Genomic DNA, 23999 nt, shown 5'->3' with positions numbered 1-23999 from the left:
CCTCCCGCTTACACGCAACCTCGGCGGTCCACCGCAACGCCGCACCGCAGCGCCCCGTCGCCGACGTTGCGTTCTGCACTTCCCCGGCAGGTCACGGAACACCGCGTGTCGTCGCAGCGTTGACGCACGCGACGCCCGACCGACGGGCGCCGCTGACGGAAGGTTCACCCATGACCCAGACGGTCCTCCTCGAGGTCCAGCTGCGAGACGACGTCGCGCAGGACACGATCGACTCCGCGATCCGGGAGACTCTCGCCCAGACGGCGACCTTCGCCGGCAACGAGTCCCTCGAGGTCCTGGTCGACGACTCCGACCCGCTGCACCTCGTCGTGCTCGAGCGGTGGACGACCCCGGCCGACCACGACGCGTACGTCGCCTGGCGCGCCACCGACGAGGGCGCTCCGCGGGCCCTCGCCGCGATCGTCGCCGCGCCGCCCGTGACCCGGACCTTCAGCCGGACGCTCGACCTCGGCTGACCGTTCGGCAGGTGCCGGACCACGGTGAGTGCGGGCCGTCGAACACACCCCGACTCCCACCGGACCGTGGCCACGTGACCGCGCTCACTCGTCCGGGCCCCGGTCACCCGTGTGTCCGGGGACCGGATCGGCGACGCGGAGGTCCTGGGGCTCGCGGATGCTCCTGAGGGGCGAGCAGGCGACCCAGACCAGGGTCGACAAGCTCCCGGCACAGCCGATCGCGATCGCGGTCCTGGTGCCGAGGGCGTCACCGACGAGTCCCCCGAGCGCAGCCCCGACGGCGATGACCCCGTAGCTGATCCACCGCATGGTCGCGTTGACGCGGCCCAGCAGGCGGTCCGGCGTCCGGAGCTGCCGGATGGTGAGTGCGACGACGCTCGAGAGCGCGGTCCCGGCACCGTTGCAGGCGAACGCGAGCACGAGCACCGCCGTCACGGCGGGACGCGGCCAGTCGGTCCCCACGGCGGGGAGCGCGAGCAGCGCGGCGCACTCGACCGCAGCGCACGCCACGAGGACCGGCCCGGCACCCCACCGGCGGACCGCCTTCGGCGCAGCAGCAGCCCCGACGACGGCACCGATCGCGCCGAGGCTGAAGACCGCACCGAGCAGTCCGGCGGTCATGCCCAGCTGACGGACCGCGTGCACGGTGAAGAGGACGAGGATCCACTGCGCGAAGAGGTTGTAGATCGCGGCGAAGCCGACCAGGGAGACCAGGTACCGGTCCTTCCGCACGTGGTCGAGGCCGTCGCGGAGGTCCCGGAGCACGCCGTGCCCGCTCGGCACCGGTCGGGCCTCCGGCTGACGGATCCGTGCGAGCGCGACGGCCGAGACGACGTACGTCCCCGCATGTGCCAGGAGTGCCCACGGTGCGGTCAGGACCTGCACGAGCAGACCTGCGATCCCGGGGCCGCCCACCTCGGCGACGGACGACGTGGCCTGGAGTCGTCCGTTCGCCCGCTCCAGCTGGTCGCGCCCGGCGACAGTGGGGAGGAAGGACTGGTACGCGACCTCGAACGCCACCGTGCAGGCGCCGAGCGCGCCGACCGCCACGATCAGCAGCGGCAGCGTCAGCGCTCCGGTCACCGCGAGCACGACGACACCGACCGTCAGCAGCGCCCGCACCACGTCGGCTGCCACCAGGACCGGCCGTCGGCGGCATCGATCGATCACCACGCCGAGCGGGAGGGCGAGGAGCAGGAAGGGCAGCCACCGGGCGGCGCCGAGCATCCCCGCCTCGCCAGCGGTGGCGTGGAGGACGACGACGGCGAGGAGCGGCACGGCCAGCTCGCTGATCTGCCCGCCGACAGCGGACGCGCCGAGCGCCGTCCACAGGCGCGAGAAGTCGGGACCCAAGCGGTGGGGGCTAATGCGTTGCGATGCAGTCATGCGTTAGACCATGCCAGTTCGCACTAATGGTGTCCGGCCGCAGCACCCATTAGGCTCGACGCATGGACGTACCCTCGACGCCCGCCTTCCCGAAGGTCGCCGGCCACCTTGCCCTGGACCTCGTCGACACGGTCCACTGGCGCCTCGACGACACGCGTTCGATCGACACGCTCCCGACGTTCGACGAACTCGTCCGCTGGTCCGAGGAGATCGCCGGACGCCCCGACCTCGGCAGCTTGCGAACCACCGCAGTCGAGGCACCGGACGATGCTGCCCGGGAACTCGCGGCGGTGATCGCGTTGCGCGAAGCGATCTACGAGGCCGTGTTCCACGGCTCGGACACGGCGGTCGACCTGGTCGCCGTCGAGTACGCCGACGCCGTGCGGCGCTCGTCCCTGGTGCGCGTCCCGGAGCGGAGCACGTGGTCGTGGTCGGAACCGACCGACCTCACCGGACCCCGCACCCTGGTCGCCCGGGAAGCGCACGACCTGCTCACCTCCGACCTCAGCCGTGCACGCCAGTGCAGCGACGATGCCTGCGGCTGGGTGTACCTGGACACCTCGCCACGGCAGAACCGCATCTGGTGCACCGCCGCGGGCTGCGGCAACCGAAACCGGGTCGCGCGACACCAGGCACGGAAGCAACGCTGACCCACGCCGGGCCGGACTGGAGGGGCGGGACCGGCCCGCCCCGCGCCTCCCGTTCGCCGCGCCGTCACGCCACGGGCGCGACCAGCTCGTGTTCCGCCGCGTCGCGTCCGACGGCGAACGCCGTCGACGCACCCCGCACGTCCGCCCGGTACTCCCCCCGGAACCCCCGCACCCGCACCTGCCCGCGCTCGTCCGTGCGGAGCACGGTCGGCCCGGTCCACCACTCGTCCTTCACCAGGCGACGGAGCGCCTCGTACGACGGCTTCGGTGTCCCGTCCTCGCGGACCAGCCCGATCGGCGCCCCGAGCCACGCGCCCGCGTCGGTGATGCCCCAGTACGAGACCGCCTCGACGGCAGGGTGTCCGACCAGGCTCCGGTAGTGCCGCTCGACGTCGTCGGCCTGACGGGCCTCACCCTCGGGGGTCGAGGGCCACGAGTCCACCACGTGGTCGTTCAGGTCCACGATGTGCGCGGGCATGAGGTCACCCGACACGAGCGAGGTCTCGGTCAGGTGCAGCGGCAGGCCGTACCGGGCGAAGCGGTCGACCATCGCGAGCATCGTCTCCTCGCCCCAGTACCCCTGGTGCATGTGGGTCTGCAGCCCGATGGCGTCGATCTGCACCCCGGCCTCGAGCACGCCCTCGATCAGGCACTCGTACGCGCTCGACAGGTCGAAGTCGTTGAGCAGCAGGGTCGCGTGCGGGTTCGTGGCGCGGGCCTCGTCGAACGCCATCCGGATCGTCGGGATGCGGCCCTTCGCCCTGGCGAGCGGGGTGATCGCGTTGTCGCCGTTGTCGAACACCGGCATGATGACGACCTCGTTGATCGCGTCCCACGTGTCGACCAGCCCCGCGAACGCGCCGACCTCGCGGCGGATGCGCTCCCGCTGCAGCCGTTCGACCTCGTCGAGGGGCAGCCCGAGGAGCCAGTCGGGCTGCACCGTGTGCCAGACGAGCGGGTGCCCCTTGAGCGCGATCCCCCGGTCGCGGAACCACTCGGCGGTGCGGCGGAGGCGGACGGTGTCGGGTCGGCCGCGCTCGGGTTCGAAGCGCCCCCAGTAGAACGGGAGCGTCGCGGTGGTGAACACGTCGGTGTACAGGTCGGCGAGCCGTTCGAGCCGCTCCCGCTCGGCGCCGTCGACCTCGTCGTTCGCGAGCTCGACGAAGTCGAAGCCGATGTTCCCGAAGCCGAAGGCGTGCCGGGTCTGCTCGACGGTGACCTCGACGCCCGGCAGCGGTGTGCCGTGGTGGTCGACGACCGTCAGGACGGCCGCTCCGGTGCGGTGGGCGACCGGCTGCTGCGCGACCGATTGCTGCGCGTCCGGTTGCTGCGCGTCCGGTTGCTGGCTGCCCGGCTGCTGGGTGCTCGGCTGCTGGGTGTCCACGTCTGCTCCCCTGGTGGCACCGTCGCCACCGTCGTGCGGATTTGTTGTGGGGCCGAACATAGCACCGCCCGTGGTCGAGCGCTCCTGCTCCCGCGCCTGAACGAACCCGCGGTCCCGGGAGCCCTCGTGCACGGCTGCTCCATCGACTGCGGCGGGACGCTCACGAGATGCACGACAGCAGCACCACCGCAGGCGCCCCCGCCGGACCCCGCCCCTCCCGCTGGTGGCACCAGACCCGGGCGCAGCGCGCGACCCTCGTCGTGATCGTCGCGCTCGGCGCCGTCCTGACCAGCTGGAACCTGGCGCGCGGCGGCGACTCGTCGTTCTACGCGGCAGCAGCGCGCTCGATGTCGGAGTCCCTCCCAGCGTTCCTGTCCGGCTCCTTCGACCCCGGCGCGACCGTCACGCTCGACAAGCTCGCGGGCTTCGCGGTCCCCCAGGCTGTCAGCATCCACCTGTTCGGGATGTCCACCGCCTCGCTCGCCCTGCCCCAGGTCGTCGAGGGGGCGGTCACGACGCTCGCCGTCTCCGTGGTCGCCCTCCGCTGGCTCGGCGCCCGGGCCGGTCTGGTCGCCGCAGCCCTCGCCGCGAGCACCCCGATCTTCGTGTCGATGTTCGGCCACCCCATGGAGGACGGCCTCCTCACGATGTCGCTCGCGGTCGCGCTGGTCTGGTGGCAGCGGGCCGCGCTCACCCGGACCTGGTCGCCGCTGCTGCTCGCCGGGCTGTTCGTCGGGGTCGGCTTCCAGGCCAAGATGCTGCAGGCATGGATGGTGCTGCCCGCCCTGGTGGTCGCCACGGTGGTCGCCACCGCCGGCCCGGGACGACGGTGGCGCCGCGCCGCCGGGCACGTGGCCGCGCTGGTCGGTGCCGCGGTCGTCGCGAGCCTCTCCTGGTCGGTGGTGCTCGGGCTGCTGCCGACGGGCGACCACCCCTACTTCGACGGGTCGACCGACGACAGCGTGTTCGCGATGGTCTTCGGCTACAACGGCGTCGACCGTTTCCTCCCCGGGCTGTGGCCGGGAGCGGTGGGCGCGTTGGGTGCCGCCGTCGGCCACGCCGGCACGCACGTGGCGGACGCGTGGCGCACGGCGACCGCCGGTCGCGCGGGCAGCGGTCACTCACTGCTGCAGCTCTTCTCGCCGCGGTACGCGTCCCAGGTCGGCTGGTCGTGGCCCGCAGCGCTCACCGGCACCGGGATCGGTGCTGCCCGGTGGTGGCGTCGTCGGTTCGACCGGGAGGCCCTGCTCCCCGCCGCCACGCTCGTCGCCCTGGTCGTCTGGCTGGTCACCGCGGTGGCGGTGCTGTCCGTCCTGCGGCTCCCGCACACCGCGTACGTCGCCGGGATCGGCGTGCAGCTCGCGGCGCTCGGCGCACTCGGCTGGTGGGGTGCCGCGGGCCTCGTCGACGCGGACGACCGCCGGCTGCGGCTCGTGCCGGTCGGCCTGCTCGTGGTCCAGGGCGCGTGGTGGGCGTGGCTCGCGCGGGCCTCGTCCGAGCCGGCACTCCTCGGCACGGTCGCCGTCGGGGTGACCGTCGTGGCACTCGTGGTGCTCGTCGTCCGGTGGCGTCGGAGCGACCCGACGGTGCTGCGGACCCGCGGGCGTCGGACGGCGGCAGGCCTGCTCGTCGCCGCGGTGGTGCTCGGGCCGGCGTGCTTCTCGCTGCAGGTCCTCGACGCGGCACGGGACGGCAGCGGCGGCGACGCGTCGGTCGGTGTCGCGCAGGGTGCCTTCGCCCGTGCCGTTGGTACCCCGGAGCGGGCGTTCGCGCTCGGCCGCGGCGGCACCGTTGGGACGCGCACCGGCGGTCGGCCGACCGGCGCCGCGACGTTCACGATCTCCGCACCGGACGTGATCGGTGGCCACACCGGCCTGCCCGCCGACGAGGCCGACCTCGTCGCCGCCGCCCGGCGCGCCGGCGGTGGTCGGGACGGGGCACCGCTGTTCCTCACCGACTCGTGGCGGATCGCCGCCGACGTCATCGGGGCCACCGGCGACGAGGTCCTGACCGACGGCGGGTTCTCCGGCCGGGTCCCGGTCTTCACCGCCGCGCAGGTCGAGTCGATCGTCCGTTCCGGTCGGACGCACCTGCTCGTCGTCGCGTCGGGCACCGCCGCGACCGACCCCGTCCGCCGTGCTGGTGCCGACCTCGGCTGTCGGGTGGTGCAGCGCTGGGGCTCGACGTTCGCCGACGCCGCACCCGGCCGATCCCCCGGCGGCGGCAGTACGTCCTTCGCGCTCGAGCGCTGCTCCTGAGGCGTCACGACGTCCGATCGCCGCGCAGGTCCGTGCGACTGCACGGGCTCACGGTGACGGCTGTGCGGCGGGTAGCGTTCACGCATGACCGCCCCGGGAGTCGTGCAGCACGATGCCGTCCTCCTCGCCGGGGGTCGGGCGTCGCGGATGGGCGGGACGGACAAGACCGCCCTCGTCGTGGACGGACAGCCGCTCTCCGACCACGCGGTCGCGGCGGCGGCGGGTGCCCGGACGACCGTGCTCGTCGGACTCCGCGCCGGTCGCACCGCGCCGTCCGGTGTCGTGAAGGTCCGTGAAGAGCCGCCCCGCGGCGGCCCGGTCGCCGCGATCGCCGCCGGGCTCGCCGCCGTGCCCGACCCGGCACCGTGGACCCTCGTGCTGGCGTGCGACCTCGTCCGACCGGAGCCGGCGGCCGCGATGCTGCTCGACACGGTCGGAGCGACCGCCGACGACGCGGACGGCTTCGTCGCGGTGGACGAGGACGGACGTCGTCAACCCCTGCTCGCGCTCTACCGCTCGGACGCCCTGCGTGCCGCCGCCCGGGCGCTCGGCGACCCCACCGGCGCGGCGGTCCGACGACTCACGGCCGCCCTGCGGCTCGTCGAGGTCCCGCTGCCCGCAGCACTCTGTGCGGACGTGGACGAACCGGAGGACGCCGCGCGGGCCACCGGCAGCGCCGGACTGCTTGACTGACCGCATGACCACTGACGACGTCCTCGCCGCATGGACCGCCGAGCTCGCGGAGGCGCTCGGGTTCCCGGAGGACTTCACGCTCGACCGCGACGTCGTGCTCGACCTGGCCCGCGACGCCGCACACGGTGTGGCCCGACCGGCTGCCCCGCTGACGACGTTCCTGGTCGGGTACGCCGCCGGGCTCCGGGGCGGTTCTCCCGCCGACCTCGCCGACGCCGCCGACACCGCGACCCGCCTCGCCCTGGCGCGCGGCGAGGGCCAGGCGACCCCGGAGACGGACACCGGCGCCACCGGTCACGACGCCCGGTGACGGCGACCCTCCTCCCCTGGTCCGCCGCGCGCACCGAGGCCCACCGGCAGGGCGTCCGCCTGGCGTCGGACGCAGCCGCGCACGACCTCGGCGCCGGACCGCTGCGGTTCGACCTGGCTGCGGCGCTCGGCAGGACGCTCGCGGGTGACCTGCTCGCGCCCGGCGCGGTCCCCGGGCACGACAACGCCGCCATGGACGGCTGGGCCGTCGCAGGCCCCGGACCGTGGACCATCGGTGCCGGGATCGTCGCCGGAGCCCTCCCCGCCACCGAGCGACTGGCCGCCGGGCAGGCCCGGCCCATCACCACGGGGGCGCCGGTCCCGCCCGGAACGGAGGCCGTGGTGCGCTCGGAGGACGCCGCCGTCGACGTCCACGGCCGCCTGGTCCGCCACACGTCGTCCACGCGTCGTCACGTCCGGCCCGCCGGCGAGGAGGTCGCCGTCGGTCAGGTGCTCGTCACCCGCGGGACCGTGCTCACCCCACCCCGGGTCGCCCTCGCCGCCGCGTCCGGCGTCGACGACGTGCTCGTCGCCCCCGCCCCGACCGTGCGGGTGGCGGTGCTCGGGGACGAGATCGTCGGTTCGGGCGTCCCACGCCCCGGGCAGGTGCGCGACGTGTTCACGCAGACGCTGCCGACGGTGCTCCGCACGTACGGCGCCGAGCCGGTCGCCGCGGAGCGAGTGGCGGACGACGCCGACACCACCGCCCGGGTGTTCGACGCGGCCCGCGAGCGCCTCGTCGTCACGACCGGCGGCACCGCGGGGTCGTCGACGGACCACGTCCGCGGAGCGCTCGACCGGATCGGGGCCGAGCTGCTCGTCGACCGTGTCGACGTGCGGCCCGGGCGCCCGATGCTGCTGGCGCGACGCGGGACGACGGTGTACCTGTGCCTGCCCGGCAACCCGATGGCGGCGATGGTCGGGCTCGTGCTGCTCGGCGGGCCGCTCGTCGCCGGGCTGCTCGGTCGCCCGCTCGAGCCGACGGGGTCGGTGCGGCTCGCGGTCGCCGTACCGAACGACCGCCCCGGCGGGCTGGTGCTCGCCTACCGGACCACGCCGGACGGCGTCGTGCCGGCGTCCCACCAGACGTCGGCGATGCTGCGCGGCCTGGCCGATGCGGACGGACTGATGGTCGTGCCGGCCGGGGGCGGCGTGGCGGGCGAGGACGTGCCTCCCGTCCGACTGCCGTGGGTCTGACCGACGCGGGCCTGCCGCTCCGCCTGCCGGCCTGAGGACCGGCTCAGCCCCGCCGACCGGGAGCGCACCGCCCTGGCGGGTGCCGGGCATGGGTGGTAGACCCGGAGCATGAGCCGGATCACGGCGCGGAAGCGCGTCACCCGCATCACCGTCGCGACGTCCCGGTCGGTGCGCGACGACCTGCTCGCCGTCGAGGAGCCGCTGGAGATCCGCGTCGGCGGGAACTCGCTCGCGATCACGATGCGAACCCCGGGCAACGACGTCGACCTCGCCGCCGGGTTCCTGGTGTCCGAGGGAGTGATCGCCCGTGGCGACGACTTCGCCGCCGCCCGCTACTGCGCCGGGGCGACGGACGAGGGGCTCAACACCTACAACGTGCTCGACGTGACGCTCGCGCTCGGCGTCCCGGCACCGGACCCGAGCCTGGAGCGCGCGTTCTACACGACGAGCTCCTGCGGCCTGTGTGGCAAGGCGAGCATCGACGCGGTGCGGACGACCTCGCAGCACGCGGTGCACCACGACGACCTCGTGCTCGACCCGGCGCTGCTGGCGACGTTCCCCGACCGGCTGCGTGAGGCCCAGGACGTGTTCGAGAAGACCGGCGGGCTGCACGCGGCAGCGCTCTTCGACGGCGCGACGGGCCGCATGCTCGTGCTCCGTGAGGACGTCGGCCGGCACAACGCCGTCGACAAGGTGGTCGGGTGGGCCGTGAAGGAAGGACGTCTGCCGCTGAGTGGGACCGTCCTCATGGTCTCCGGGCGTGCGAGCTTCGAGCTGACCCAGAAGGCCTCGATGGCGGGCATCCCCGTGCTCGCCGCCGTCTCCGCCCCGTCGTCGCTCGCGGTCGACCTGGCGAAGGAGGTCGGCATCACGATCGTCGGCTTCCTGCGCGGCCAGAGCATGGTCGTCTACAGCCGCCCCGAACGCATCACCGAACCAGCACCAGCCCCTCGAGAGACCGTGAGCGCACCGTGACCGAACAGCCCCCGAAGGACGACGTGACCGACGCCGAGATGACCGTCGGCGAGCCGAAGGACTGGGCGGCGGGCGTGCCCGGTGTCCTGCACTCGATGGGCCCCGCGCTCGAGCAGCTCGGGGCGGCCCGCACCGCCAAGCTCATGCTGTCGCTCAACCAGAAGGGCGGGTTCGACTGCATGAGCTGCGCCTGGCCGGACCCGGACAAGCGCAAGACCGCCGAGTTCTGCGAGAACGGCGCCAAGGCGGTCGTGTGGGAGGCGACGCCGGTGCTCGTGCCGCGCACGTTCTGGGCGGAGCACTCGGTCCACGACCTGGCCGACAAGACCGAGTACTGGCTCGGGCAGCAGGGGCGCCTGACCGAACCGGTGTGGAAGCCCGCCGGCGGGGACCACTACGAACCGGTCAGCTGGGAGCGGGCCTTCCGGATCATCGCCGACAAGCTCAACGGACTCGACTCCCCCGACCAGGCGTCGTTCTACACGTCCGGGCGCACCTCGAACGAGGCCGCCTTCGTCTACCAGCTGTTCGTCCGCGCGTTCGGCACCAACAACCTGCCCGACTGCTCGAACATGTGCCACGAGTCGACGAGCCTGGCGATGGCCGAGGTCGTCGGCATCGGCAAGTCGACCATCGCGTACGACGACTTCGAGCACACCGAGCTCATCATCGTGATGGGGCAGAACCCCGGCACGAACCACCCGCGCATGCTCACCGCGCTCGAGGACGCCAAGAAGAACGGTGCCGAGATCGTCGCGGTGAACCCGCTGCCCGAGGCGGGGCTCCGCCGCTACAAGAACCCGCAGCGCGTCCGCGGCGTCGTCGGCCACGGCACGCAGATCGCCGACCAGTTCCTGCAGATCCGGCTCGGCGGGGACATGGCGCTCCTGCAGGCGCTCGCGAAGCGCGTCGTGCTCGCCGAGCAGAAGACCCCCGGGGTGGTGGACCGCGCGTTCATCGACGCGCACACGAGCGGGTACGACGCGTTCGTCGAGCACATCCTGCAGGTCGACGACGACGAGGTCGTCCGCGCCACCGGGCTGACCGTCGAGGAGATCGACGAGCTCGCCGAGCGCTACCTGCACTCCGAGCGGACCATCATCACGTGGGCGATGGGCATAACCCAGCACACCAAGTCCGTCGACACGATCAAGGAGATCATCAACCTCCTGCTGCTCCGCGGGAACATCGGGCGTCCGGGCGCCGGCGCCTCGCCGATCCGCGGGCACAGCAACGTGCAGGGCGACCGGACGATGGGCATCTGGGAGCAGATGCCGGACTCGTTCCTCGACGCCCTGGCGAAGCAGTTCCACTTCGAGCCGCCGCGTGCGCACGGGGTCGACGCGCTCAAGGGCATCACGGCCATGCAGCGCGGGGACATCAAGTTCTGGATGGGCATGGGCGGCAACCTCGTCGCCGCGATCTCCGACAGCCAGCTCGCCGAGGCCGCCTTCCGTGGCACCGAGATGACCGTCCAGGTGTCGACGAAGCTGAACCGGTCGCACGCCGTCGTGGGCGAGGAGGCCCTGATCCTGCCGACGATGGGCCGCACCGAGATCGACGTGCAGGCCGCCGGCCCGCAGTTCGTCTCCGTCGAGGACACCGTGTGCTCCGTGCACGGCAGCCACGGCCAGGTCCCGCCGGTCGCCCCCGGCCTGCTGTCCGAGGTCGCGATCGTGTGCGAGCTGGCGAAGGCCACCCTCGGCGACCGGGTGCCGGTCGACTGGCAGGGCATGCGCGACGACTACGACGTGATCCGCGACCACATCAGCCACGTCGTACCGGGCTTCGACGACTACTCCCGCCGCGCCGGCAGCAAGGAGGGCTTCGTCCTGCCGAACGGCCCCCGCGACTCGCGGACCTTCGCGACCAAGACCGGCAAGGCGATGCTCACCGTGAACGAGCTCGAGCACGTCGAGCGCCCCGAGGGCACCCTGCTGCTGCAGACCCTGCGTTCGCACGACCAGTACAACACGACGATCTACAGCCTGAACGACCGGTACCGCGGCATCAAGAAGGGCCGCCACGTCGTCTTCGTGAACCCGGACGACCTGGTCGAGCTCGGGCTGACGGACGGGGACACGGTCGACATCGAGACCGTGTGGGACGACGACGTCGAGCGGGTGCTCCGGGACTACCGGGTCGTCGCGTACCCGAGCGCCCGCGGGTGTGCGGCGGCGTACTTCCCCGAGGCGAACGTGCTCGTGCCGCTCGACAGCGCGGCGATCGGCAGCAACACCCCGGTGTCGAAGGCCGTCCCGGTGCGGCTGACGAGGGTGGCGGTGCCCGCGGGCGTGTGACGCGCTCCGGCCGGGACGCACGCGTGTCGGTCGGGACCCGATCGGCATGCGTTGTGCGACAAGACCGCTGTCGTTCGACAGCGGTCGTGTCGCATCTCTCGTCGCCGGAGCCGCACGCGCGGCTGATGCGACGAAGCGGTCGTCGTACGACAGCGGCGATGTCGCAGAACTCGCGCCGTCGCCGTGCGCCGTCGACGTGCGCCGTAGCCGTTCGACGGGTGCCGCTGCCGGGCAACGCGCGACGGCCTCAGCGCGGGTCGACGGCCCCGCGGGGCTCCGTGATCCGCTCCCCGGTCTGCGGGTCCCAACCGATGGTCCGCGGCTCCTGCACCCGCGGACGCCGCTCGACGCGGGGGAACCAGGGTCGCGCCGACGGCAGGAAGAGCAGCACCGCCGCGGCGACGACTGCGACGGACTCGAGCGTCAGCCAGGTCGCGCTCCCGACGACGACCGCGACCACCGCGTTCACGACGGCGAGGGCCCCCATGACCCCGAGCCAGACCCGGGCGGTACCGGAACCACGCCAGACGAGCAGGGTCGCCCAGGCGAGCAGCGCGCAGATCCCGACGCCGAGCACCCAACCGATCACTGCTATGGACCACCCACCGAACTCGTCCTGCGCCAGTTGCACCGACGCCACCGAGAGCGTGACGACCCGTACGACGAGCACGACCGCCCAGATCACCACGGCTGCGGTGACCACCGTCGGTCGCCGCCCCGGTCGGCCGGTCTCCTGCACGCGTTCGTCCGTCGTCACTGTGCCCCCTCTCGTCGCTCGCGAGCTCGGCGCCCGCACACCGCGACGGTAGCGGAGCCGGGGCGTCGTCGGCCAGCCCCCGACGGCGGTGCAGCGCACGGACGGGAGGCACGGTGCCCGCTGGCACCGTGCCTCCCGTCCGTCAGCTGGTCACCGTCCGCCGGACGCGCCCGTTCAGACGGACGCTTCCGTCCCGCGGACCTTCCCCACCACGACGTCGACGATCCCGGCGACGAGCGCCGCCGCGACGAACACCAGGGAGACCCCGAGGCCGAGCGGCAGCCCCTGCGAGTAGTCGCCCTTCGTGCTCGCGAGCGACGAGTAGAACACGCTGCCCACAGCGGCGATCCCGATCGCCGAGCCGACGCGGGCACCGACCTGGATCAGGCCGCCGGCGGAACCGCCCTGCTGGACCGGCACCTCGGAGAGCGTGAGCGTCTGGTTCGGCGAGATGGTCAGACCCGACCCGATGCCGGCGACCAGCAGCGGCAGCACGAGCCACCAGCCGAGGTCCGGCCCGTAGTGGTCCGCCACGACCCAGATGACCGCGCCGAGGCCGATGAGCACGAGCACGGTGCCGACCACGATGAGCTGCCGGCCGAAGCGGTGGACGATCCGGCCGCCGATGGTCGACGCGATGCCGGAGCCGATCGCGAACGGCACCGACGCGACACCGGCGAGCAGCGCGGAGTACTGCAGGCCGGACTGCAGCGCGAGCGTCAGCACGAAGAACAGCGGGGTGAAGCCGGCGAAGTACACCGTCGCGAGGCCGACGCCGAGCGAGAACGACCGACGACGGAACAGGCCGAGGTCGATCACGGGCTCGTGGCTCCGGCCGTAGCGGCGTTCCCACAGCACGAACAGCACGGCGAACACCACCGCGGCGACGACGAGCCACCACTTGGCGGGGCTCTTCCACTGCTCGGACTGCACGAACGGCAGCAGCAGCGCGACGACCGCGGCACCGAGCAGCACGATGCCGACCGGGTCGAAGTCGTGCTTCTGGCCACGCTCCGCCTTCGGGGTGGTGGGCAGGTAGCGGAAGGCGAGCAGGATCGTGACGAGCCCGACGGGCAGGTTCACGAAGAAGACGAACCGCCAGCCGTTCTCGGTGCCGAACGCCGTGATGAGCAGGCCGCCCACGAGCGGGCCGATCGCGGTGGCGATGCCGACGGTCGCGCCGAACAGGCCGAAGGCGGTCCCGCGCTCCTTGCCGCGGAACAGCTGCTGGATGAGCGCGGTGACCTGCGGGGTGAGCAGGCCGCCGGCCAGGCCCTGCACCAGCCGGGCGACCACCAGCACGAAGCCGTTCGGGGCGAAGCCGCAGAGCGCGCTCGCGACGGTGAACAGTGCGACGCCGACGACGAACATGCGCCGGCGCCCGACCGCGTCGCCGAGGCGACCGCCGGGCACGAGCAGCAGTCCGAAGGCCAGGGCGTAGCCGGACAGGATCCACTGGACGGCCTCGGGTGTCGCGCCGCTCAGGCCGCTCGAGATGGACTGCAGTGCGACGTTGACGATCGACACGTCCAGCAGCACGATGCCGCCGCCCAGCAGGCAGATGACGAGTGCCTTCCAGCGGTTGGGGTCCGGCGCGTCGTCCTGCTGCTGGCCGTGGTGCTCCTGCTGGCCGTGGTGCTCCGGCTGGTCGGGGTGCGGCTCGGCCTGCGGCGCCGACGGGGGCTCGGCGGTCGCGGCGTGGTTCGCGGTGTGGTGCGCGACGGTGGGAGCCGCATCGGGCTCGACGGGTTTGCGGTGTTCGGCTGCCATGACGATCCCACGCTAGGCCGGGCCGTCAGGGCCATCCGCAGGCTGTGCGGTTCTTGTCCCCCGGCCCGGGCCGAGGGGCGCACGGGTCAGGCCGGCGGACGCACCGGCGCGGCGCGGACCGGCCTGGTCGTCAGCGGTCCGCGCGCTGCAGGCCGTCCGCAGCTTTCCCCAGCAGCCAGTTCGCCGCCCAGCCGAGCACACCGACGACCGGCACCAGGACGATGACGAGCGTCCAGACGACCTTGACCGCGTCGCTCCGCCGTCGGTCGCGCCAGACCTGCACCAGCGCCAGCACGTCCAGGGCCAGCAGCAGCACGAGCACCAGCACATGGGCGCCAGCGAGGTTCTCGAACACGTCGTCCTCCTCCACGTCGTCGGACGCCCCACGCTAGGACGCACCCCGTCCCTCCCGCGTCCACCGCGCGGACGACCTCGACCCGTCCACCAGACTGGGGCGATGGAGTCGTGCGCGTTCTGCAGCATCATCGCCGACCGGGAGCCGGCGACCTGGGTCGAGCGCGAGGAGCACGCCGTCGCCTTCGCACCGCTCCCGGAGTCGGCGCTCGCCCCCGGGCACACGCTCGTCGTGCCGGTCGCGCACACCGCGGACCTGCTCAGCGCCGATCCCACCTCGCTCGCGGCCTGCACGGCTCTGGCGCGGCGGGTCGGCCTCGCCATGCGGGGTGCCCTCGGCGCGACCGGGACCGTGCTGCTGCAGGCCTCCGGCGCCGACGCCGGGCAGAGTGTGCCGCACCTGCACTTCCACGTGGTGCCCTGCTGGCCGGACGACGGCACGACGCACTGGCCGGAACCGCCGTCGGTGCACGTGCACGACGGCGATCCGCACGCCGACCTGCGGGCGATGTTCGAGTAGGCGCTGCGCCGGATGTCATCCCGGAGGAGCACGTCGGTCCTCCGCTGTGCCGATCCCCGAGTGGGCGCGGATGCGCTGTGATCGGGTCAGACACGAAAGGCTCGACATGCCCCGCTCCACGATCACCACGCCCCTGACCCTCGGCGTGCTCGCCCTCGGCGCCCTGACGCTCTCCGGCTGCTCCGCCCTCGGTGACGTCGCCCACGACCAGGTGACCTCCGAGGCCGCGACCCGCGCCGACCTCGACGCCGCACCCGACTGGCTGCCGTCGGACGCCCGCGACATCACCTCCGTCGCCGGCACCGGCGGCAAGGCCTCCGAAACGACCCCGACGACGCTGGTCTTCACGAGCACCGACGGCGTCACCGACGACACCTGCCGCACGGCCCCGCGGCAGTCCGCGCCGACGATGGACGTCGAGGACGCCCCGGACGTCTACGGGGCGGAATCCGTGCTCCGGTGCGGCCCGTGGTCGATGACCTCGAAGGGCGACCGGTGGATCGCCTGGACCCCGAACCCGGGCGACGGCGGGTCCTGACGTGTCCCGCCCGCGCGGCCGCCACCGAGCGGCCGGGCGCGACGGCAGGTCGGCGAACGCCGCGCAGCCCGTCCGCCCACACCGTCGCGCGCCCCAGCTCGGGGAGCACCGGGCGACCGTCGGCGTCGCAGCCCTCTCCGCGGGTCTCGGCGCCCTCGTCGTCACCGGCGCCGACGCCGCACACCGGATCGTCGCGCTCGGCGAGCGCACCGGGTCGAGCGCCACGGTGGCCGTGATCCTCCCGGTCGTGGCGTGGGTGTTCATCGGCATCGCCCTCTACGTCAGCGCCGTCGTCGCGTCGAACACCTGCGCGACGGTCATCGCCGGGCGTACCCGCTCGCTCGGACTGCAACGTGTGCTCGGCGCCACCGGTCAGCAGCTCCGCTGGCAGGTCACCCGGACCGGGGCGACCTGCGGGATCGTCGGCGCCGCCGTCGGCACCGTCCTCGGTGCGGTCGTCGCGGACGCCGCGCTCGCCGTCGCCGCGGCCGCGGACGTGCTCCCGCCGCTCGGTGTCCTCGCCCCGCCGTCGCTCGTCCCGATCGGGCTCCTGGTCGCCGGCATCACGACGGTCGCGTTCCGCATCGGCTCCCGCGCCGTGCTCACGATCTCCCCGCTCCGCGCGCTCGAGGCCGGCGTCGAGGCCCCTCCCGGCACGACCCGCTCCGTCGGACGCACGGTGACCGCCGGCACACTCTTCCTGCTCGGCTCGGCGGGGCTCGGCGTCGCGCTGGTCCTCGGCGCGACGAGCGTCGACTCCCTGCTGCTCGCGGTGGCCTGCGGTGCGCTGTCGTTCACGGGCGTCCTCGTCGCTGCGCCCCTGCTGCTCCCGGCCGTGCTCCGTCTCGCGGCGGCGGCATCGTCCCGCTCCGTCGTGCCGGCGATGGCCGCGCGGAACGCGCTCCGGGCGCCGAAGCGGACGGCCCGCGCCACCGTCGGACTGCTCATCGCGGTGACGCTCATGGCGACGTTCTCGGTCGGGTTCTCCACCTACGCGGACATGCTGCAGGGCCAGGCGGCGGACGACCCCGAGTACTACCGCGGCATCCAGGAGCAGTTCGACCAGCTCGCGGTCATGTTCACCGGCCTCGTCGGCGCCGCCGGGCTCATCGCCGCCGCCGGGGTCGTCGCCGTCACGGCCCTGACGATCGCGCAGCGCGGACGCGAGCTCGGACTGCTCCGGGTGGTCGGTGCGACGCGGCAGCAGGTCCGAGCGCTCGTGCTCGCGGAGACCGCCATCACCGTCACGGTCGCGGTCGTCCTCGGCGGGCTGCTGGGCACCGCGTACGGCTGGGCCGGCGCCTGGACGCTGCTCGGCACGACGAAGGGTGCCGAGCTCACCGCCCCCGTCGTGCCGGTCTGGCTCGTGGTCGTCGTCGTGGTCGGTGCGGCCGGCACCGGGCTCGCCGCGGCACTCGGGCCGGCGGCACGGGCCGTGCGGGCCGCGCCGGTCGCCGCGCTCCGCTACGAGTAGACCGCCGCCCGGGTGGACCGACGCGCGGGTCGACCGACGCCCGGGTGCCGGCGCGGGACCGGTCGGCCCCGCGGGCTCAGCCGGCGGCCCGGCGCACCAGCTCGCGCAGCCGCTGCTCGACCTCGTCGGTCCACTCGACGACGGCGAACGAGGTCGCCCACATCGGCCCGTCGTCGAGCGCAGCGTCCTCCTGGAACCCGACGGTCGCGTACCGCGCACCGAACTTCGACGCCGGCTGCACGAAGGTGACGACCTTGCCGTCCCGCGCGTAGGACGGGAACCCGTACCACGTCTTCGGATCGAGCTCCGGAGCGACCTCGGTCACGAGCACGTGGTACCGCGACGCCAGCGTCTGGTCGAAGCCCTCGAGCGCCTCGATCGCGGCCGTGCAGGCCTCGCGTTCGGCCTCGCGCTTCGCTGCGCCCTTCAGCCCACGTGTCGCCTTCCGCTCCTCCGCCGCCTGCTGCATCGCGGCACGCTCCGCGTCGCTGAACACTCCAGCCATGTCCGTCTCCCTCGCCGTTCCCGGTCGGTCTGCCCGGTCCGCGACCGGTGCTGACGGCATCCTGGCACCGCGGGTGCGCACCGCACCACCCGGCGGACGGGAGGCACGGTGCCGGACCGCCACGAGCCTCCCGTCCGGCACACGTCCGGGTCGCGCAGACGACAGGAGCGCGCCGGTCCGAGGACCGACGCGCTCCTGTCTGCGCTGGGCTGCGTGTCAGCGGGTGGTGCGGGCTCCGGCGCGGGGCAGGAGCACACCGAGGACGATCATCGCGACCGCGAGGAACGCGTGCAGCACGTTGTCGGCGCTGTTCAGCGGGACGAAGTTCGCCGCGCCGGCCATGTTCGCGACGAAGAGACCGAACACGAACAGCACGGCGTAGATGATGCCGCCGACGAGCAGGTACGAGCGCGAGCCCGCGGCCGAGCGCGCGGCGAGCAGACCGACGATGCCGAACAGCAGGTGCACGATGTTGTGGAGCACCGAGACCTGGAACAGGCCGAGGAGCATGGCCATCGAGCTGTTGCCGGCGAAGGACAGCGTGCCCATGTCCATGGTCAGGCCGGGGATGAAGCCGGCGATGCCGACGATGAGGAAGACGATCCCGAAGAGCAGTGCGCCCTTCTGGACGAGGGTCGAACCGGTACGGGGGGATGCTGCGCTGGACATGTGGTCTCTCCTTGTGTGCGAGGACCGGGTCGTGGTTCCGGTCGATGAGGTGACGGGCGTCACGCTCGGTTGGGTTTCACGGTAGACATGCAGCCCTCTCTCGGTTTCCCCCCGTCCGGGGGGACGCGTCGAACGGACAGGACCCGTCGTACGGTGGGACGGTGCGGGGACTCGACTGGGACGGCTACCGGAACGTGCGTGACCTCGGCGGGCTCCCGACCCCGCTGTCCCCGACCGGTGCGACGCAGCTCGGCCGGATCGCACGCGGTCCGCGCCGCGAACTGCTCACGGACCGGGGCTGGCAGGACGCGCGTCGATGGGGCCTGCGGTCGGTGATCGACCTGCGGTGCGCCGACGAGGTGGGGCGGCGCGACGGCGATCCGCTCGTCGCTCCGGACGCCCTGGCCGGGATCACCGTCGTCGCGGCGCCGACGGAGGACCAGGACGAGCCGGAGTTCCGCGAGGTCTGCTTCCCGATCCTCGACTCCCCCGAGTACTGGCGGCACAACTGGCGGATCCTGCCCGACCTGGTGCTCGGTGCGCTGCGGGCGATCGCGGACGCGCCGTCCGGGGTGCTCGTGCACTGCAGTGCGGGGCGCGACCGGACGGGCATGATCAGCACGCTGCTGCTCGCGGGCGCTGGCGTCCCGCCGACGGTCGTCGCCGAGGACCACGCGGCCTCCGTCCGGGCGATGGCCGGCACCGGCACCCACGCACCGGGCGACCGCCAGGCGACCTGGGATGCCGAGCAGGTGACCGAGTGGCTCGCCACCGTCACACCGATCGTCGAGGACGTCGCCGCCGACGTCGACGCGGCGTTCGCCGCCGTCGGGGCCGACGACGACCTGCGCGCACGGTTGTGCGCTCGGCTCACCACGCCCTGACCACGCGCGTGCTGACGGACGGGAGGCGCGGTGCCGGACCGCACCGCGCCTCCCGTCCGTCAGCCGCTCACGTCCGTCGTGGTCACGGTCCGGGGACGGTGACGCGGACGGCGCTGATCCGGCCGGCGCGCGTGCGCGCCGTGGTGTCCGGGTCGTAGCTGTCGGCGGTGGCGAGGTAGAGGGTGCGGCCGTCCTCGCCGCCGAGGGCACAGTCGATCGCGCACAGTCCGGGGGCGTCGACGCGGTCGGTGACCTCGCCGCCCTCGACGACCCGGAGGAACTCCCCCGTGTCCACGGAGCAGACCCAGATCGCGCCCTCGGCGTCGACCGTGCTGCCGTCGGGTGTGACCCCCTCGGGCAGCGCCGCCCACTCGCGGCGGCCGGTGAGCGACCCGTCCGGCTCGATGTCGAACGCGGTCAGTCGACCACCCCAGGTCTCGCTGACCACCAGGGTCCGTGTGCCGGGGAGCACGTTGGCACTGTTCGGGAACACCAGACCGTCGGCCGCGAGCCGCGCGGAGCCGTCCTGGTCGACGACGTAGAGCGGCCCCGGGCGCAGCTCCTCGCCGCCGTACAGGTCGTAGCCGAACGCACCGACGTACGTCCGACCGGTCGCCTCGTCGACGACCAGGTCGTTGAGGAGCGAGGGCTCGGTCGACGACAGGTCGGCGAAGGGCTCGTTCGTGCCGTCCGGGCGGACGACCTGGATCGTCCGCGAGTTCATGGCACTGACGATCAGTCGACCGTCGGCGAGCCACCCGAGGCCGGACGACTGCCCGTCGATGGTCGTCTCGAGGCGCGGCCGCGCGTCCGGCGCACCGGGGTCGACCGAGAAGACCTCGCCCGTGTGCATGTCGGAGTACCAGAGTCGGCCGTCGTGCCAGCGGTTGCCCTCGGGGAACCGGATGCCGGAGACGACCTCGGTCGCCGAGTCGATGGTGGTGTGCACCCGTCCAACCTGCCACTCGGGACTGGCGGTCACCTGGCGCTCGTGGCCGGCGTCCAGCCGAGCTCCGGACCCAGGCGCCCGGCCATGTCCTCGATGATCTGCGCGTAGTCGTCCGGTGCGAACGAGAACGGCAACGCGAAGGCGACCTCCGTCGCCACCTGGTACCCGGCGTCCGCGCGGAGTCGGTCGGCGATCTCGGCCGAGCTCCCGACCAGGTCGGCGGCGAACAGCAGCTGGCCCGGCCCCTGCGGCACCCCGACCCGACCGGCCCGGGACTCGGCGTACGCCCGGTAGCGTGCGACCTGCTCCGGCGTCGCCGTGTCGGTCGGGATGACGACGAGGCCCTGCGACACCCGCGCCGCAGCGGGGTCCGGATGCGCGTCGAGGTACGCCTCGACCTGGGCGCGCTGGTTCGTGGCGAAGTCCGTGCCGACCTCGCTCCGCGTCACGCTCGAGGTGAGCAGGTGGAAGCCGTTCTCGGCCGCCCACACCGCGGACCGCGTGCTGCCGGTGCCGTACCAGATCCGGTCGGCGAGCCCGGGGCTCTGCGGTTGGACGGTGGTGGCGAACTCCTCGATCCCGCGCCGCTCGACGACCGGCGTGACGGCGTCGCCGCGCACGAGGTCACGGAAGCGCAGGAGCCGGTCGTTGCCGAGGTCCTCGTGCTCGGCGGTGTCCGGGTGGATCGCGTCGCGGTAGAGGTCGTAGTGCATCGGCGTCCCCACGGAGAACCCGGGCTGCAGCCGACCGCCGAGCAGCACGTCGACGGTGCCGAGGTCCTCGGCCAGGCGGAACGGATTCTCGGCGCCGATCGGGGTGACTGCGGTGCCGAGGGCGATCCGCGAGGTGCGCTGCGAGGCGGCGGCCATGATCGCCACGGGTGACGAGATGCCGTGCTGCAGGTGGCGGTGCCGGAGCCAGGCGCTGTCGAAGCCGAGGGCTTCGGCCCGTTCGATCACGCGGAGTGTCTCCTCGTGGCCGTCGGCCGGGCGCGCGGGGTCGAACGAGCCGATGGTCAGGAAGCCGAGGCGCTCGAGGGGACGGTCGTCGGAGGGCATGCTCCGATCGTGGCAGACCGGGGCGCGGGGCGTCGGTGGTCCCGACGTATCCTGACTGCATGAGCATGGAAGGCGCTGCCTGGAGCTCGCTGTACAAGATCTCGTCCGCGAAGGACGCCGGGCGGGGCTTCTCCCGCGAGTCGCTCCGGCGGATCATGACGTTCGCCGTGCCCTACAAGGTGCAGCTCGTGGTGTTCATCGCGCTGTCCGTCGTGGGGGCGTTCCTCGCCGTCGCGACGCCGGTGCTCGCCGGTCAGGTCGTCGACGTCATCGCGGCCCGCGGCGCCGTGTCGACCATCGTCTGGCTGGCCCTGGTCATCGCGCTCGTGGCCGTCGCCGACGCCGCGTCGTCGCTGCTGACCCGCTGGTACTCGGCGCGGATCGGCGAGGGTGTCATCCTCGACCTCCGCACCGCGGTGTTCAACCACGTGCAGAAGATGCCCATCGCGTTCTTCACCCGCACCCGCACCGGCGCGCTGGTCAGCCGGCTGAACAACGACGTGATCGGCGCGCAGCAGGCCTTCAGCGGCACGCTGTCCGGCGTCGTGACGAACTCCGTGGCGCTCGTGCTGACCCTCGTCGTCATGCTGAGCACCTCGTGGCTGGTGACGGTCATCGCCGTGGTCATGCTCCCGGTCTTCCTCGTCCCCGCGCGTCGGATGGGCAGCCGCCTCGCGGCACTCCGCCGCGAGGCCGCCGACCACAACTCCGCGATGAGCACGCAGATGACCGAACGGTTCTCCGCGCCGGGCGCGACGCTCGTCAAGCTGTTCGGGCGCCCCGACGAAGAAGCCGAGGAGTTCCGCGTCCGCGCCGCCCGCGTGCGGGACATCGGCGTCCGCACCGCGATGCTGCAGTTCGTCTTCGTGACCGCACTCATGCTCGTGTCGGCGCTCGCGCTCGCACTCGTGTACGGCCTGGGCGGCACGCTCGCCCTCGGCGGCCAGCTGAACACCGGTGACGTCGTCACCCTCGCGCTCCTGCTCACCCGCCTCTACGCACCGCTCACCAGCCTGGCGAACGCCCGGGTCGAGATCATGAGCGCCGTCGTGAGCTTCGAGCGCGTCTTCGAGGTGCTCGACCTGCGGCCGCTCATCCAGGAGAAGCCCGACGCCGTCACCCTGCCCGACGGTCCCGTGGCGGTCGAGTTCGACGACGTCCGCTTCGCCTACCCGTCCGCCGACAAGGTCTCGCTGGCCTCGTTGGAAGAGGTCTCCACGCTCGACACCCGCGGCGGCGACGAGGTCCTGCACGGCGTCTCGTTCCGGATCGAGCCCGGGCAGACCGTCGCCCTGGTCGGGTCCTCCGGCGCGGGCAAGTCCACGATCGCACAGCTGCTCTCCCGCCTGTACGACGTCGACAGCGGTGCCGTCCGACTCGCCGGCACGGACGTCCGCGACGTCACCTTCGAGTCGTTGCGGCACACGATGGGCATGGTCACCCAGGACGGGCACCTGTTCCACGAGACCATCGGCGCCAACCTGCGCCTGGCCCGCCCCGAGGCCACCGACGACGAGGTGTGGGACGCCGTGCGACGCGCGCGCCTCGAGCCGCTGATCCGGTCGCTGCCCGACCAGCTCGACACCATGGTCGGGGAGCGCGGCTACCGACTGTCCGGCGGCGAGCGCCAGCGCATGACGATCGCCCGACTCCTGCTCGCGCAGCCCCGCGTCGTGATCCTCGACGAGGCGACGGCGGCGCTCGACTCGACGTCCGAGGCCGCCGTGCAGGCCGCCCTGAGCGAGGCGCTCGACGGCCGGACGGCGATGGTCATCGCGCACCGGCTCTCGACCATCCGGAGTGCGGACCTCATCCTGGTGATCGAGGACGGCTCCGTCGTCGAGCGCGGCACGCACGAGGAGCTCCTCGCCGCCGGCGGCCGGTACGAGGAGCTGCACCGGACCCAGTTCGCCGTGCAGGCGGACCAGGCACCGGACCCCGCTCCGCTGCCGGAGACCAGCGTCCGCTAGCGCCTGCCGTCGCGGCGCCTCCACCTGCACGACACCTCAGCCGATCCGCCGGACCTCGGGAGCGACATCGGAGCACCGTGGGCAGCACCGGACCCACAGGAGGAACCATGCTGCTCGAGGGCAAGACCATCGTCGTCACCGGCGGGAACAGCGGGATCGGTGAGCAGATCTGCCTCGCCGCTGCTGCCGAGGGCGCGAACATCGTCATCGACTACGTCGCGCACCCGGAAGCGACCGACTCGCTGATCCACCGCATCGAGGAGGCCGGTGGGCACGCGGTCGGCGTCGACGCCGACATCACGAGCGCATCCGACCTGCACGCGATGGTGCAGAAGGCCGTGGACGCGTTCGGCTCGCTCGACGTCCTCGTCAACAACGCCGGGATCGAGGACCGCAAGTCGCTGCTCGAGGAGACCGAGGACGGCTACGACGAGGTCATGGCCGTGAACATGAAGAGCGCGTTCTTCGGCACCCAGGCGGCAGCGAAGCAGTTCATCGCGCAGGGGCACGGCGGACTCGTGCTCAACATCTCGAGCGTGCACGAGGACTGGCCGATGCCCGGCAACCTGGCCTACTGCGTGTCGAAGGGTGGCATGCGGATGCTCGCCCGGAGCGGCGGCGTGGAGCTCGGGCCGCACGGCATCCGGATCGTGAACATCGCTCCCGGTGCGGTCGACACCCCGATCAACACGGCGACGACCTCCGATCCCGACAAGCTCGAGCGGCTCGACGACGCGATCCCGCTCGGGCGTCCGGCGAAGCCGCACGAGATCGCCGAGGTCGTCGTGTTCCTGGCGTCGGGCAAGGCCGCCTACATGACGAGCACCACGGTCACGATCGACGGCGGGATCTCGCAGGGCAGCGTCGGGCTCTGAACGCGACCCGCTGACGGCCGGGAGGCGCGGTGCCAGCTGGCACCGCGC

23 protein-coding genes are annotated in these 23999 nt (G+C 73.1%); 14 read left to right on the top strand and 9 right to left on the bottom strand.

Going from position 1 to position 23999, the window contains the following annotated elements:
- Window positions 1-170: 170 nt before the first annotated feature.
- Window positions 171-476, top strand: coding sequence for a putative quinol monooxygenase (locus ABIC52_RS12020; RefSeq protein WP_126891239.1), 306 nt, complete (start codon window positions 171-173; stop codon window positions 474-476).
- 84 nt (window positions 477-560) lie between these two features.
- Here ABIC52_RS12020 and ABIC52_RS12015 read toward each other — a convergent pair whose 3' ends face one another.
- Complete coding sequence (locus ABIC52_RS12015) at window positions 561-1829, bottom strand: MFS transporter (RefSeq protein ID WP_209824021.1); 1269 nt, start codon at window positions 1827-1829, stop codon at window positions 561-563.
- Window positions 1830-1924: 95 nt separating this feature from the next.
- Between ABIC52_RS12015 and ABIC52_RS12010 the strand changes: the two genes are divergently transcribed.
- Entirely contained in the window at window positions 1925-2512 is a 588-nt protein-coding gene (locus ABIC52_RS12010; protein WP_209679447.1) for a CGNR zinc finger domain-containing protein, read from the top strand.
- Window positions 2513-2576: 64 nt separating this feature from the next.
- On the opposite strand, the gene ABIC52_RS12005 is transcribed toward ABIC52_RS12010, so the two are convergent.
- Window positions 2577-3896 carry an endo-1,4-beta-xylanase gene (locus ABIC52_RS12005; RefSeq protein ID WP_354027431.1) on the bottom strand — a complete coding sequence of 440 codons (1320 nt, stop codon included), beginning with the start codon at window positions 3894-3896 and terminating at the stop codon, window positions 2577-2579.
- A 167-nt stretch (window positions 3897-4063) separates the two neighbouring features.
- Here ABIC52_RS12005 and ABIC52_RS12000 point away from each other — a divergent pair, with 167 nt between their 5' ends.
- The 6 genes from ABIC52_RS12000 to ABIC52_RS11975 all read left to right on the top strand — a co-directional run bounded on the left by ABIC52_RS12000 (window position 4064) and on the right by ABIC52_RS11975 (window position 11628).
- Window positions 4064-6154 carry an ArnT family glycosyltransferase gene (locus tag ABIC52_RS12000; protein WP_354027430.1) on the top strand — a complete coding sequence of 697 codons (2091 nt, stop codon included), beginning with the start codon at window positions 4064-4066 and terminating at the stop codon, window positions 6152-6154.
- Between the two features lie 84 nt (window positions 6155-6238).
- Window positions 6239-6847 carry a molybdenum cofactor guanylyltransferase gene (gene mobA / locus ABIC52_RS11995; protein WP_354027429.1) on the top strand — a complete coding sequence of 203 codons (609 nt, stop codon included), beginning with the start codon at window positions 6239-6241 and terminating at the stop codon, window positions 6845-6847.
- 4 nt (window positions 6848-6851) lie between these two features.
- On the top strand, window positions 6852-7157 hold the full coding sequence (locus ABIC52_RS11990) for a DUF6457 domain-containing protein (RefSeq protein ID WP_209679456.1): 306 nt from the start codon (window positions 6852-6854) through the stop codon (window positions 7155-7157).
- Window positions 7154-8353, top strand: coding sequence for a molybdopterin molybdotransferase MoeA (locus ABIC52_RS11985; RefSeq protein WP_354027428.1), 1200 nt, complete (start codon window positions 7154-7156; stop codon window positions 8351-8353). The genes ABIC52_RS11990 and ABIC52_RS11985 overlap by 4 nt, the downstream gene beginning before the upstream one ends.
- A gap of 108 nt (window positions 8354-8461) precedes the next feature.
- A complete protein-coding gene (gene fdhD, locus ABIC52_RS11980; RefSeq protein WP_126892379.1) occupies window positions 8462-9328 on the top strand; it encodes a formate dehydrogenase accessory sulfurtransferase FdhD in 867 nt (288 codons plus the stop codon).
- Window positions 9329-9366: 38 nt separating this feature from the next.
- Window positions 9367-11628, top strand: coding sequence for an FdhF/YdeP family oxidoreductase (locus ABIC52_RS11975; RefSeq protein WP_354027445.1), 2262 nt, complete (start codon window positions 9367-9369; stop codon window positions 11626-11628).
- 247 nt (window positions 11629-11875) lie between these two features.
- Here the strand turns inward: ABIC52_RS11975 and ABIC52_RS11970 are convergent, their stop codons facing one another.
- From ABIC52_RS11970 to ABIC52_RS11960, 3 genes are all read right to left on the bottom strand, one after another.
- Complete coding sequence (locus ABIC52_RS11970; protein WP_209679461.1) at window positions 11876-12385, bottom strand: hypothetical protein; 510 nt, start codon at window positions 12383-12385, stop codon at window positions 11876-11878.
- A gap of 174 nt (window positions 12386-12559) precedes the next feature.
- A complete protein-coding gene (locus ABIC52_RS11965; RefSeq protein WP_126892381.1) occupies window positions 12560-14155 on the bottom strand; it encodes an MFS transporter in 1596 nt (531 codons plus the stop codon).
- Window positions 14156-14285: 130 nt separating this feature from the next.
- Window positions 14286-14510, bottom strand: a complete 225-nt coding sequence (locus ABIC52_RS11960; RefSeq protein WP_202976566.1) for a PLDc N-terminal domain-containing protein — start codon at window positions 14508-14510, stop codon at window positions 14286-14288.
- 102 nt (window positions 14511-14612) lie between these two features.
- Between ABIC52_RS11960 and ABIC52_RS11955 the strand changes: the two genes are divergently transcribed.
- The 3 genes from ABIC52_RS11955 (at window position 14613) to ABIC52_RS11945 (ending at window position 17041) form a co-directional block, all read left to right on the top strand.
- Window positions 14613-15029: an HIT family protein gene (locus ABIC52_RS11955; RefSeq protein WP_161972673.1), complete on the top strand. Its 417-nt coding sequence runs from the start codon at window positions 14613-14615 to the stop codon at window positions 15027-15029.
- A gap of 106 nt (window positions 15030-15135) precedes the next feature.
- Window positions 15136-15567: a hypothetical protein gene (locus ABIC52_RS11950; RefSeq protein ID WP_209824027.1), complete on the top strand. Its 432-nt coding sequence runs from the start codon at window positions 15136-15138 to the stop codon at window positions 15565-15567.
- Between the two features lies 1 nt (window position 15568).
- Window positions 15569-17041 carry an FtsX-like permease family protein gene (locus ABIC52_RS11945; protein WP_209824028.1) on the top strand — a complete coding sequence of 491 codons (1473 nt, stop codon included), beginning with the start codon at window positions 15569-15571 and terminating at the stop codon, window positions 17039-17041.
- Between the two features lie 76 nt (window positions 17042-17117).
- On the opposite strand, the gene ABIC52_RS11940 is transcribed toward ABIC52_RS11945, so the two are convergent.
- Both ABIC52_RS11940 and ABIC52_RS11935 read right to left on the bottom strand, forming a co-directional pair.
- Entirely contained in the window at window positions 17118-17546 is a 429-nt protein-coding gene (locus tag ABIC52_RS11940; protein WP_126890622.1) for a hypothetical protein, read from the bottom strand.
- 216 nt (window positions 17547-17762) lie between these two features.
- A complete protein-coding gene (locus ABIC52_RS11935) occupies window positions 17763-18215 on the bottom strand; it encodes a DUF4383 domain-containing protein (RefSeq protein WP_126890623.1) in 453 nt (150 codons plus the stop codon).
- Window positions 18216-18376: 161 nt separating this feature from the next.
- Between ABIC52_RS11935 and ABIC52_RS11930 the strand changes: the two genes are divergently transcribed.
- Entirely contained in the window at window positions 18377-19099 is a 723-nt protein-coding gene (locus tag ABIC52_RS11930) for a tyrosine-protein phosphatase (RefSeq protein WP_126890624.1), read from the top strand.
- 82 nt (window positions 19100-19181) lie between these two features.
- Here the strand turns inward: ABIC52_RS11930 and ABIC52_RS11925 are convergent, their stop codons facing one another.
- Together ABIC52_RS11925 and ABIC52_RS11920 are read right to left on the bottom strand one after the other, a co-directional pair.
- Entirely contained in the window at window positions 19182-20048 is an 867-nt protein-coding gene (locus ABIC52_RS11925) for an SMP-30/gluconolactonase/LRE family protein (RefSeq protein ID WP_209679476.1), read from the bottom strand.
- A gap of 29 nt (window positions 20049-20077) precedes the next feature.
- The gene (locus ABIC52_RS11920; RefSeq protein WP_209824029.1) at window positions 20078-21106 is read right to left on the bottom strand and encodes an LLM class flavin-dependent oxidoreductase; all 1029 of its coding nucleotides are present in this window, start codon (window positions 21104-21106) and stop codon (window positions 20078-20080) included.
- Window positions 21107-21165: 59 nt separating this feature from the next.
- On the opposite strand from ABIC52_RS11920, the gene ABIC52_RS11915 reads away from it, so the two are divergent.
- Complete coding sequence (locus tag ABIC52_RS11915) at window positions 21166-23076, top strand: ABC transporter ATP-binding protein (protein ID WP_126890626.1); 1911 nt, start codon at window positions 21166-21168, stop codon at window positions 23074-23076.
- 107 nt (window positions 23077-23183) lie between these two features.
- Complete coding sequence (locus tag ABIC52_RS11910) at window positions 23184-23951, top strand: SDR family NAD(P)-dependent oxidoreductase (protein WP_126890627.1); 768 nt, start codon at window positions 23184-23186, stop codon at window positions 23949-23951.
- The last annotated feature ends 48 nt before the right edge of the window (window positions 23952-23999 follow it).

Source organism: Curtobacterium oceanosedimentum (assembly GCF_040545555.1).
In the GTDB taxonomy this organism is placed as follows: domain Bacteria; phylum Actinomycetota; class Actinomycetes; order Actinomycetales; family Microbacteriaceae; genus Curtobacterium.
This window is presented reverse-complemented; position numbering and strand designations above follow the sequence as displayed.